This window comes from Paenibacillus sp. FSL R5-0923 (genome assembly GCF_038009145.1).
In the GTDB taxonomy this organism is placed as follows: Bacteria; Bacillota; Bacilli; order Paenibacillales; family Paenibacillaceae; genus Paenibacillus_AQ.
This window is the reverse complement of the sequence record NZ_JBBPAT010000001.1, coordinates 667,492-679,557: the sequence shown is the minus strand read 5'-3', so window position 1 is coordinate 679,557 and position 12,066 is coordinate 667,492. Positions and strand designations below refer to the sequence as shown.

The following is a 12,066-nucleotide window of genomic DNA, read 5'->3' as shown; positions in this document are numbered from 1 at the left end:
AATGGAAAAAAAGAAGGATCGACTTATCCGTGGAACGGCTATGAATGGTAAAGTGAGAGCGTTTGCTGTCCGCACAACAGAATTGGTCGAGGAATTGCGGCGCAGACACGATACGTATCCAACGGCTACAGCCGCACTTGGACGTACAGTTACCGCTGCAGCCATGATGGGCGCTATGCTCAAAGGAAGAGAGAAGCTATGTATCATGGTCAAAGGGGATGGACCGATCGGGCAAATCGTTGCGGAGTCCAATGCGTTGGGAGAAGTGTGCGGTTATGTACACCATCCTCACATTCACTTACCTAGCAATAGTATGGGCAAATTGGATGTTGCTGGAGCCGTAGGAACTGAAGGGTTCATTGATATTATAAAGGATTTAGGTTTGAAGGAACCTTATCGAGGTAGTATTCCTATCATCTCCGGAGAACTTGCGGAAGATTTCACTTATTATTTCGCTGTTTCTGAACAAACCCCAGCTGCAGTTGGCTTAGGTGTATTAGTGGATACCGATGAGTCAGTGATTGTAGCCGGAGGGTTTATCGTACAGCTTCTTCCAGGACTGACGGATGCGGAGATTACGGAGATCGAAAAAGCTCTAGGGGCTATGCCTTCCGTGACAACACTTCTTGATCAGGGTCTAGAGCCAGAAGAAATGCTGCGTTTTCTTTTGCCGGATGCGGTAGTTATGGATGAACTGGATATTAACTTTGCTTGTCAGTGTTCGCGTGAGCGGGTAGAGCAGACATTGGTTAGCTTAGGGCAAGATGAACTGGAGAGATTAATTGAAGAAGATGAGCAGGCTGAAGTTGTATGTCATTTTTGCAACGAGGCTTATGTTTTTAATAAGGACGAATTACAGGTCATTTTAGAACAAGCGAAATCGTAGGGCATGGGATGATGACGAGACAGGAACGTGCACTTCGCAATACGGTTGTTATTCTGGCTGTCGCAACTTTAATGCTCGGGGGCCTATTGTTCTGGAGCTTACGCGCCATGGCTCTTCTAAAAGGGGATACAACAGAAAACGAAACACCGGATGCAGCGACTGCAGGCGGACAACCGATAACAGATAAGCAGTGGATGGATGAGCTCAAAAAAAAGCATGGCCACGAAGTGCTGGTTGGAATGATCAATCATATTGTTGTGGAGATGGAAGCAAAGGCTCTAGGGATTACCGTGACCGACGATGAGGTTGAGCAAGAACTTGCACGAACTATGGTTGGATACGGATCGGAAGAACAGTATTATGCACAAATGCAGTCTCAGCTGGGATTATCTCGTCAGGAAGTGTTCGCAGAAACGGCTTATCGTCTGACCTTACAAGCAATAGCCACTGATGGTATTACGATTAAGGAAGCTGATATCGATACTTATTTAGACCAAAACACGGAGCGTTTCACTCCCAAAAGGGAATTGGAACTCTCCATGATTAAGGTTTCATCTTATGATGAAGGCGAGCAAGTAATGGATCGCTTGGAACAGGGCGAGAATTTTGCTGATTTAGCTAGGGAAGTTTCCATTGATACAGAGAGTCGGCAGCAAGGAGGCCGTTTGGGTAAAGTAGAGGAAGACGATCCTTTTTGGCCTGAGGGGCTGCTTAAGACCGCTGCTAGTTTGGATGAGGGTGATATAGCGGGGCCGATTCAGGCGGAGGACGAATTCGCTATCATTCGACTAGAGAGTATTCACACACAAAATATTCCGGACCAAAAGGAAATTCGGGCGCTGATACGTCAAGAGCTGGCGTTGGAGCAAGCACCCCCTCTACAGCAAGTGGAGAGTGATTTGCGCACGAAATATGATGTGGCAATAAATATTGACAACAGCCTGCAAGATTGATAATATGATATTAACGTAAAACCTACCGTTTTAGTCGGAAATAACTAACGGTGGTCCAATATCTATACCCCTTTATAGCAGTTATTATTGCATAATAGGGACACACATACAGAAGAGTAAAGTCACAATTTACGTTCTTATATCGCATTTATCATTCTAAGGAGGTTTTTGCTCATGGCTAAAGTCGTTAACAACGTAACAGAATTGATCGGAGGTACTCCGCTCGTTCGTTTGAATCGTCTGGCACAGGAAGGCTCCGCAGATATTTATTTGAAATTGGAATATCAGAATCCGGGATCAAGCGTAAAAGACCGTATCGCAATCAGCATCGTTGAAGAAGCTGAACGTGAAGGTCTACTGAAGCCTGGAGGTACAATTGTAGAAGCAACTAGTGGTAACACTGGTATTGGCTTGGCACTTGTGGCTGCGGCTAAAGGCTATAAGGCAGTTATCGTAATGCCGGAAACCATGAGCTTGGAACGCCGTAATCTACTTCGTGCATACGGAGCAGAATTGGTTCTGACTCCAGGATCGGAAGGCATGAATGGTGCGGTTAAGAAAGCGGAAGAAATTCTGAAAGAGAACCCAAGCTATTTCCCATCGGAGCAATTCAAGAATAAAGCGAACGTGAAGATCCACCGTGAGACCACTGGACCTGAAATCGTTGAAGCTATTGAGTCCATCGGAGGCCCTCTGGATGCTTTTATTGCAGGTATCGGAACAGGTGGAACGATCACGGGTGCGGGTGAAGTGCTGAAGAGCAAATATCCTGACGTGAAGATCTATGCTGTGGAACCTGCTGCTTCTCCAATCTTGGCAGGAGGCAAACCAGGCCCTCACAAAATTCAGGGTATCGGAGCAAACTTCATTCCTGAAATCCTGAACCAGGACATTTATGATGAGATCATCCATGTTGAGAACGATGAAGCATTCGAAACTGCACGCCGTGTAGCTAAAGAAGAAGGCGTCTTGTCTGGGATTTCTTCCGGTGCAGCAGTATTTGCAGCACTTAAGGTTGCTAAAGACCTCGGTCCTGGCAAGAAGGTAGTTGTCATCATCCCAAGTAATGGTGAACGTTACCTGAGTACACCACTTTACAATTTCGAAGCGTAATTGTTTGCAATAACGTAATTTATAAGAGTCTTCATACCACTTTTCTGGTGGTGATGGAGACTCTTTTCGTTGATTATATGGGCAAAAGGTTCTGTGGATATACTACACCCTAGACGTGTTAATTTTATATTTTTGAAAAATGCTAAGGTTTTTACCGAAGACTCAAAAGCCATATTAATTTCCTATAGCTGGGGGCTTTTCAATAATGCCTTAAGTACAGTATACTGACAGGCAATATACTACTGATGATTAATAATAAGTAATTGCTAGATAAAACTAAGCAAATGCTTACGAAGTAAGTTTTATTGCGAGGTGATGTCTACGATGTAATGGCTTCATAAAACTAAGCAAATGCTTACGAAGTAAGTTTTGTCCCGAAGATTAAACTGTAGGATTATGCTAGACAAAACTTAAGCAAATGCTTACGAAGCGAGTTTTATTGCGAAGTGATGTCTACGATGTAATGGCTCCATAAAACTTTTAGGAGGATGGCTTTGGAAATCATAACGACATGGAATGAGTGGGAACAATGGGCAGCTGAAGACTGGAGCATGTTCCCCTTGATTATAAAATCACCCAAGTGCTCGGGGGAATTGCCCGCATCCTGGAAGAAGGCCTGGGAACTAGCTTCCGAATACTCCGTAGTGTTGGAGAGTGGCAAGGGTGGCCGCTATACGTACTTAGGTTTAAATCCTGTATCAATATTAAAAGGCAAGGGAGAAGGCGCTGAGGTGTTTAGCCTTTCTCCCGAATCATTGGGTCATACAGCCGATGAGGGTTCACATGAGACTACAACGCTGATAGGTCAGCCGCTAGAGCTGCTACAGCAGTGGATGTCAGGCTTCACCTCGCCAAGTCTAAACGTTCAGGGCATTCCTCCATTTACCGGTGGATGTATTGGATTTCTAGGTTACGATGTGGTTCGCTCATTGGAGCGTTTACCGTCTCTCGCACAAGATGATCCCGGTTTTCCTGATTATCTCTTTATGAGGATGGATGAGGTATGGATTTATGATCACGAAGAGCATGTGCTTTATTGTGCTGTTCACGTCCCGGTTCCAGCAGAATGTGGGATGGAGGATTTGCAGAACCTTTATCTCGGTGCTATAGAACAGGCTGGACGAATGGTAGAGCAGTGGCAGTTGGTATCCGCTGCTTCGGGATTGAACGAAGAGGTCAAAGGTAGCATTGAGGCCCTCACAGATTCCTCAGGAGAGTGGCCGGGTATGACCTCGGCCTTCTCGCCTGAGAAGTTCCAGCAGGCCGTGCTGGACGTTCAGGAATACATCCGCCAAGGCGATGTATTTCAAGTGAACCTCTCGCTGCGCCAGGAGGCGCAGCTGAAGTCCTCGCCGGAGGATGTTTACGAATGGCTGCGCAAGCTCAATCCGTCCCCGTACATGGGGCTCTTGCGGTCGCCCGGCTTCGCGCTATCCAGCGCTTCACCGGAGCTGCTCGTCAAGCTGCACGGGGACAAAGTGAGCGCACGGCCAATCGCCGGCACCCGGCGGCGAGGCCTGACTCCCGCGGAGGATGCCGCCATGGAGGCGGAGCTTCGCGGGAGCGAAAAGGAGATCGCCGAGCATATTATGCTTGTCGATCTGGAGCGCAACGACATCGGGCGTGTCGCTGCATATGGATCCGTCAGCGTGCCTGAGCTGATGACGGTGGAGCGCTACTCTCATGTGATGCATCTCGTTTCGCAGGTAGAGGGCCAGGTCGCACCGGATAAGGATGCTTATGCTGTAATCGCAGCATTGTTCCCAGGGGGAACGATTACAGGCGCGCCCAAAGTAAGAACAATGGAAATCATTGAAGAGCTGGAGCCGGTTCGGCGTGGGCCGTATACAGGATCCATGGGCTTTATTGACTATAACGGAAATATGGAATTAAATATTATTATTAGAACACTGGCTGTAAAGGATGGGGTCGGATATATTCAGACAGGTGCGGGCATCGTGATCGACTCTGATCCATACCGTGAATACCGTGAATGCCATAATAAAGCCAAAGCGGTAGTGAAGGCAGTACTCTGTAGTGAGTTACAGCAGGAATCCCAAACTACCAGCGGCGCCGAAGGGGGAGAAACACTGTGATCTTGGTCATCGATAATTATGATTCCTTTACGTATAACCTCGTACAGTATTTGGGTGAACTTGGGGAAGAGGTTAAAGTACACCGCAACGATGAAATTACCATTGAAGAGATTGAAAAAATGGCTCCCGATCATATTTTAATTTCTCCAGGACCATGTACACCTAATGAAGCGGGGATCAGTTTGGAATTGTTACATCATTTCAAAGGTATTATTCCGATCTTCGGCGTATGCCTTGGGCATCAGGCGATAGGCCAAGCATTTGGTGGAAATGTTATTCGTGCAGAGCGTTTGATGCATGGAAAGACATCCCCGATTCATCATAAGGGCACGTCGGTTTTTGAAGGTCTGGAGTCTCCTTTTACGGCAACGAGATATCATTCTTTGATTGTAGAGCGCGAGAGTCTGCCGGATTGTCTGGAGATTACAGCGGAGACCGAAGAAGGGGAGATTATGGCACTGCGCCATAAAGAATACCCTATCGAAGGTGTGCAATTCCATCCGGAATCGATTATTACGGATCATGGTCATACGATGCTGCGTAATTTCTTGAAACGGAGAGCCGGAGAAACGGCATGAAATATATAGGATTTAACAATGGTGTCATTGATGCAAGACAAGCCGTGGTTTCCGCCCTGGATCACGGTTTTTTATACGGCATAGGATTGTTCGAGACCTTTCGGACGTATGGGGGAGTGCCTTTTCTGCTGGAGCGTCATTTGAAGCGTATGGCAGAGGGCTGCAAGGAGCTTGGTATTCCATTTGCGCAGGATGTTGAACAACTGCAGGAGTGGATCCAGCGTGTTATGGACAAAAATGAATTAAAAGAAGCTTATATACGCTATACCGTGACCGCTGGTGAGGATATTCTCGGATTACCTGCGGGCGACTATTGCGAACCCAATCATTTGCTGTACATCAAAGCGCTGCCGAAAGTATCCGAAAAGATATATAGCGAAGGCAAAGACCTGCAATTGTTGTCCTTAAGGCGTAACACTCCGGAGGGAGCAGTGCGATTCAAGTCTCTGCATTATATGAATAATATTTTGGCCAAGCGTGAGCTTAGGGGCTATGCCTCTGCGGCGAATGGTGCTGAAGGACTGATGTTGACTGCACAAGAGATCATAGCAGAGGGCATTGTCAGTAACATCTTTTTTATAAAAAACAATATTCTCCACACTCCAGATATCTCAGCTGGGATTCTACCGGGAATTACCCGGGAAATGGTAATGGAGCTGGCTCGTAGTGCTGGGATTAGGGTAGAAGAGGGCGCATATCATTGGGAGCAGTTAAAAATAGCCGACGAAGTATTTCTTACTAATTCCGTACAAGAAATTGTCCCGGTCACAACGCTTTGGGAAAAAGATAAAAAATTTACCGTAGGCGATGGCCTTTGCGGCAGAATGACTTCGGATTTGATTTCATTCTATAGAGAAAGGACGGGAATATCGAAATGAGACCAGCCATATTCAAGCGGACATACCGCTGTGGAAATACTGATTTGGAATTGGGAAAGCGAACGCTGATTATGGGCATCCTGAATGTAACCCCGGATTCTTTTTCAGATGGAGGACTTTGGGATGATCCGGACAAAGCAGTAGAACATGCGCTACAAATGGCCGCAGACGGTGCTGATATTATAGATATTGGTGGAGAATCTACCCGTCCTGGTCATAAACCAGTGGGGCTTGAAGAGGAATTAGCTCGTGTATTGCCTGTCATCGAGAGTATTCATCGAGCGGCACCGCATATTCCGTTATCTATAGATACCTATAAAGCTGAAGTGGCACGCCAAGCTATTGCTGCTGGTGCCCATATCATTAATGATATATGGGGCTGTAAAGCTGATCCGGAAATGGCGGCAGTGGCAGCTGCTGCGGACTGTCCCATTATTTTGATGCATAACCGGCAGGACCGTGATTATACGAATCTAAGTGCGGATATGTCGGCAGACCTTAAGGAAAGTATTGATCTTGCTTTAGCCGCAGGAGTGAAGCCGGCCAATATCATCTTGGATCCAGGGATCGGCTTTGCGAAGGATTTTAATGAAAATTTGCAGGCGATGATGCTTTTGGACGGGTTGACTGAGTTTGGCTATCCACTGTTACTGGCGACTTCACGCAAAAAATTCATCCGGACCGTACTTGATTTGCCCGCTGATGATGTTGTGGAAGGTACCGCAGCTACAGTAGCCTTTGGTATTGCTCAGGGCTGCCAGATCGTACGAGTGCATGATGTGTCCCTAATAAAACGAACGGTTAAGATGTGTGATGCGATGTTGTATGCTGCACCTCCATTGGTGCGTGAATAAAGATATTTTATAAAAAGGGCGGGTTTAAAGATGGATAAAATGACACTGCATCGAATGGAATATTACGGATATCATGGTGTGTTTGAAGAAGAGCGTAAGCTGGGCCAACGTTTTTACATTGATTTGGAGCTGGAACTTGATCTACAGGGAGCGGGCCAGAACGATGATTTGAACCAAACCGTAAACTATGCTGAAGTGCATGAACTGGTCAAAAACATTGTCGAAATAAAGTCCTTTAAGTTAATTGAAGCTCTGGCAGAATATATTGCATCCTCCGTACTGGACACTTATACTGTTATCAATGCAGTAACGGTAAAGGTAACTAAACCGCATCCGCCATTCGACATTCATTTTCAGGGAGTGACTGTGGAGCTGCGCAGAACTAGAAAGTGAGAACAAAGTCCATGAATATACATTCCACCTCTGAAGAATCAGAGGCTTATATTGCTTTAGGGGCTAATTTGGGCGACCGTGAGGGCACGCTGTCAGAGGCTTTGAACAGACTGAATAATCATGATGAAATATCGGTAGTTCGCTGCTCCAAAGTCTACGAGACAGAGCCAGTAGGTTATTTAGATCAGCCGCAGTTTCTTAATATGGCAGCAGCTTTGCGCACGACGCTTGCGCCAGAGACCTTGCTGGAAGTAATGCTGGGGATCGAAACGCAACTGGGTCGTATCCGGGATATTCGCTATGGACCGAGAACGGTAGATCTAGATTTATTGTGGGTAGAGGGCCAGACACTTGATACTCCGCATTTAACGTTACCGCATCCGCGTATGTTTGAGCGTGCATTTGTAATGCTTCCGCTCAGTGATATCGTTCCACAGAATGAACAGTCTTCCGGACTCCGCAAGTTGATTACAGCAGCGCTTCAAGACATAGACGGGAAGGAAGGAATTCGGTTGTGGACAACAAGCGTATGGGACGGAGGGTCAGGGCATTCCGCAAGCTAAAAGGCTATACTCAGCAGGAACTTGCGGATCTCACTGGGATTTCCTTGGCTGTGCTTGGCGCAGTCGAGAGGGGCAATAGACGTTTGGAAGATCAAATTTTAGATAAAATTGCGAATGTCCTAGGGGTTACAACCGAAGAATTGGTAAACCCTGACTCATAATTTTTAAGCAATTTAAATAGGAATAATGGAAGTGATACGAATGCTGAAGATTGGCGACATTGAGATGAAAAATCAAGTTGTTCTGGCACCTATGGCTGGGGTGTGCAATCCGGCCTTTCGTCTAATCGCTAAAGAGTTTGGTACAGGTTTAGTCTGTGCGGAAATGGTGAGCGACAAGGCTATTATTCACGGAAATACGCGTACTCGCGAAATGTTATTTGTAGATGAACGGGAGAAACCGCTTAGTTTGCAGATTTTTGGCGGGGATAGAGAATCACTGGTGCAAGCAGCTAAAGTAGTTGATAAAGAAACCAATGCTGATATTATCGATATCAATATGGGATGCCCAGTGCCTAAAGTAACTAAATGTGATGCAGGAGCCCGCTGGCTTTTGAATCCCGACAAAATCTATGAAATGGTCTCTGCGGTTGTCGATGTTGTTGATAAACCCGTAACCGTGAAAATGCGGATTGGCTGGGATAGCGAGCATATTTTTGTCGAAGATAATGCACGTGCAGTAGAACGTGCCGGTGGCAAGGCTGTCAGTGTACATGGACGAACACGGGAGCAACTCTATACGGGGCGTGCGGATTGGAATTATATCAAGATGGCAAAAGAAGCGGTCTCCATTCCGGTTATAGGCAATGGTGATGTGAATACACCTGAAGATGCTCGGGCTATGCTTGATCAGACCGGTTGTGATGGCGTGATGATCGGGCGCGGTGCGCTAGGTAACCCATGGATGCTGTACCGTACGATTCAGTATTTAAGCACCGGGGAACTGATGCCTGAACCTGGATTGGATGAGAAGATTAAGGTTGCCATTCTTCATATGGATCGGCTGGTTGCACTTAAGGGAGAAGCAGTAGCCGTTCGGGAGATGCGTAAGCATATGGCTTGGTATTTAAAAGGCCTGAAGTCTGCTGCACGAGTAAAGGATGTGCTCATGTTAGAGACAGAACGTGATGGAATGGTGAAGATTTTGAATGATTTTGTCGTTCAACTAAAGCATGAAGAAGAGAATAAGGGTAATGAAATGTCTGCTTCCGCAGTATAAACGTTGTTTTCCTTACGCTTTTTGAACACATCCTACTTTATATGTGGTGTCATTGACATTTTGTAGCGGTTCCAATATAATTTCACAGTATAAAATCGCCGTTACAGTAAGAGCAATGCAGCAGGGAGGGTTCTTATCCTCCTAGATTAGCATATAGTATGGTGTTTTCAATAAATGTATACGACAGGAGAATCGGTTGAGATGAGCGATAAAGAAGTCATCCTTACGCCGGACGGGCTAAAGCGTCTGGAAGATGAGCTGGAATTCCTCAAATCTGTGAAACGCCGCGAGGTTGCTGAACGGATTAAGGTAGCGATTGGCTACGGAGATATCAGTGAGAACTCGGAGTATGAAGACGCGAAGAATGAGCAGGCTTTTATCGAAGGACGCGTTATCACCTTGGAGAAGATGCTTCGCAACGCGCGCATCATTAATAGCGACGAGATCGTTACTGATGTGGTAAGTATCGGTGTTACTGTAAGTGTTGAAGATTTGGAATATGGTGACACTATGGAATACACGATCGTAGGTACAGCGGAGTCCGATCCACTGAATAATAAGATCTCCAACGAAAGTCCAGTAGGCAAAGCCATCATCGGCAAGAAAATAGGCACGATTGTTGACGTTAATACACCTGCAGGCGTTATTCAATATAAAATTCTCGATATCAGAATGAAGTAGTGTACAGATCTTATAGTCTGTAAATAGATGTGCTGCCGAATGTATAAGTAGTTTTGTTGTACGCAGGCAGATAAGGGAACATTGTTTGGGAAAGCTTCCTTAGGGAAGCTTTTTTTCAAAATATAAGGGATTTATATCTGCAAGGGGATGAATAGCATGACCGAGGAAATGAATAATGTGGAGAATGCAGAGAACGAACTTAGTGAGCTTTTGCAAATCCGCCGTGCCAAATTGGACGAGCTAAGAGGACTTGGTATCGATCCTTTCGGTAAAAAGTATGAGCGTACAGCTAACGCTGGCGACCTAGTATCGAAGTATGATGGACTTTCTAAAGAAGAATTGGACGAGCTATCTGTTGAAGTCAGCATAGCGGGTCGCATTATGGCAAAACGTGTTATGGGTAAAGCCAGTTTTGCGCATATCCAAGATCTCAGTGGAAGAATTCAGCTTTATGTTCGTCAAGACAGCATTCCTGAAACGCAATACGCAGCGTTCAATGTTCTCGATCTAGGAGACATTATCGGCGTTCGCGGAACAGTATTCAAAACCAAAACAGGCGAGACCTCCATCAAAGTGCATAATCTCGAAGTCTTGTCCAAGTCCTTGTTGCCGCTTCCTGAGAAATATCATGGTCTTAAAGATGTAGAGCTGCGTTACCGTCAGCGCTATGTTGATTTGATTATTAATCCGGAAGTTCAACAGACCTTTATTGCTCGTTCAAGAATCATTCAATCTATGCGACGTTATTTGGATTCACTTGGCTATCTTGAAGTTGAGACACCTACACTTCATGCGATTGCCGGTGGAGCTGCAGCGCGTCCGTTCATTACTTACCACAACACGCTTGAAATGCAGCTTTATATGCGTATTGCTATTGAGCTTCATTTGAAACGTCTTATTGTTGGTGGACTGGAAAAAGTATACGAAATCGGTCGTGTATACCGTAATGAAGGAATTTCGACTCGTCACAATCCTGAGTTTACTATGATTGAGCTGTATGAAGCTTATGCTGATTACAAGGACATCATGAACCTTACGGAGAATATGATCGCTCATATTGCCCAAGAGGTATTAGGAACTCAACAGGTCGACTATCAAGGCAAGCCGGTAGATCTGTCACCAGGATGGCGTCGTGTAACTATGGTTGATGCCGTTAAAGAAGTAACCGGTGTTGATTTCAGTGTTCATATGACAGATGAGGAAGCACAGGCTCTGGCAAAAGAGCACCGTGTACCTGTAGAGAAGCACATGTCTTTCGGTCATATCCTTAATGCTTTCTTCGAGCAATTTGTAGAGGAAACTCTGATTCAGCCTACCTTTGTAATGGGACATCCGGTTGAAATCTCACCACTCGCGAAGAAAAACGATGAGGATCCACGCTTCACCGATCGTTTTGAATTGTTTATTGTGGGTCGTGAACATGCGAATGCATTTAGTGAATTGAATGATCCGATCGACCAGCGTCAACGCTTTGAAGCGCAAATCCAGGAGAAAGAGCAAGGTAATGACGAAGCCCATGAAATGGACGATGACTTTATCCGTGCTTTGGAATATGGTATGCCTCCTACAGGTGGACTGGGAATCGGTGTAGACCGTTTGATCATGTTGCTTACCAATTCTGCATCTATTCGTGACGTACTGCTATTCCCGCATATGCGCAACCGTACAAACGAATAGTATTTATACAACAATGAGCACAGGGGAGCTGTCTAGCGGCGGTTCTCCTTGGCTACTGTTGATCAGAAGGTAAAGATTCTGGTATCGTTATGAGGATATATAGCTTAATACTAATTTGTTTGAAAAAAAGTGTTGCAATGAATCTCTATACATGATATATTCTATTTCTGGCCGAG

The 12,066-nt window shown here is 45.6% G+C and carries 13 protein-coding genes; all 13 read left to right on the top strand.

The genetic code is table 11. The annotated features are described in order from the left end of the window. The first annotated feature begins 1 nt into the window (after position 1). The 13 genes from hslO (at position 2) to lysS (ending at position 11,890) form a co-directional block, all read left to right on the top strand. Positions 2-886, top strand: coding sequence for an Hsp33 family molecular chaperone HslO (hslO, locus tag MKX35_RS03015; RefSeq protein WP_076300980.1), 885 nt, complete (start codon positions 2-4; stop codon positions 884-886). An 8-nt stretch (positions 887-894) separates the two neighbouring features. Further along, positions 895-1,839 (top strand): peptidylprolyl isomerase, encoded by a 945-nt coding sequence (locus tag MKX35_RS03010; protein ID WP_081383084.1) that lies wholly within the window; start codon positions 895-897, stop codon positions 1,837-1,839. Positions 1,840-2,013: 174 nt separating this feature from the next. Next, on the top strand, positions 2,014-2,952 hold the full coding sequence (gene cysK / locus MKX35_RS03005) for a cysteine synthase A (RefSeq protein WP_042123166.1): 939 nt from the start codon (positions 2,014-2,016) through the stop codon (positions 2,950-2,952). A 488-nt stretch (positions 2,953-3,440) separates the two neighbouring features. Then, positions 3,441-5,048, top strand: coding sequence for an anthranilate synthase component I family protein (locus tag MKX35_RS03000; protein WP_076300982.1), 1,608 nt, complete (start codon positions 3,441-3,443; stop codon positions 5,046-5,048). Further along, the gene (gene pabA / locus MKX35_RS02995) at positions 5,045-5,626 is read left to right on the top strand and encodes an aminodeoxychorismate/anthranilate synthase component II (RefSeq protein WP_042123170.1); all 582 of its coding nucleotides are present in this window, start codon (positions 5,045-5,047) and stop codon (positions 5,624-5,626) included. Before MKX35_RS03000 ends, pabA begins: the two co-directional genes overlap by 4 nt. After that, a complete protein-coding gene (locus MKX35_RS02990; protein WP_076300983.1) occupies positions 5,623-6,504 on the top strand; it encodes an aminotransferase class IV in 882 nt (293 codons plus the stop codon). The genes pabA and MKX35_RS02990 overlap by 4 nt, the downstream gene beginning before the upstream one ends. After that, a complete protein-coding gene (gene folP, locus MKX35_RS02985; protein WP_076300984.1) occupies positions 6,501-7,358 on the top strand; it encodes a dihydropteroate synthase in 858 nt (285 codons plus the stop codon). Before MKX35_RS02990 ends, folP begins: the two co-directional genes overlap by 4 nt. A 30-nt stretch (positions 7,359-7,388) precedes the next feature. Then, positions 7,389-7,751, top strand: a complete 363-nt coding sequence (gene folB, locus MKX35_RS02980; RefSeq protein WP_042183904.1) for a dihydroneopterin aldolase — start codon at positions 7,389-7,391, stop codon at positions 7,749-7,751. A gap of 11 nt (positions 7,752-7,762) precedes the next feature. Further along, positions 7,763-8,314: a 2-amino-4-hydroxy-6-hydroxymethyldihydropteridine diphosphokinase gene (folK, locus tag MKX35_RS02975; protein ID WP_076286864.1), complete on the top strand. Its 552-nt coding sequence runs from the start codon at positions 7,763-7,765 to the stop codon at positions 8,312-8,314. Next, complete coding sequence (locus MKX35_RS02970; RefSeq protein WP_076286863.1) at positions 8,266-8,475, top strand: helix-turn-helix domain-containing protein; 210 nt, start codon at positions 8,266-8,268, stop codon at positions 8,473-8,475. The genes folK and MKX35_RS02970 overlap by 49 nt, the downstream gene beginning before the upstream one ends. A 40-nt stretch (positions 8,476-8,515) precedes the next feature. Next, positions 8,516-9,532: a tRNA dihydrouridine synthase DusB gene (gene dusB / locus MKX35_RS02965; protein ID WP_076300985.1), complete on the top strand. Its 1,017-nt coding sequence runs from the start codon at positions 8,516-8,518 to the stop codon at positions 9,530-9,532. 201 nt (positions 9,533-9,733) lie between these two features. Next, a complete protein-coding gene (gene greA, locus MKX35_RS02960) occupies positions 9,734-10,213 on the top strand; it encodes a transcription elongation factor GreA (protein WP_042183910.1) in 480 nt (159 codons plus the stop codon). A gap of 156 nt (positions 10,214-10,369) precedes the next feature. After that, complete coding sequence (gene lysS, locus MKX35_RS02955; protein WP_179085871.1) at positions 10,370-11,890, top strand: lysine--tRNA ligase; 1,521 nt, start codon at positions 10,370-10,372, stop codon at positions 11,888-11,890. Positions 11,891-12,066: the final 176 nt, after the last annotated feature.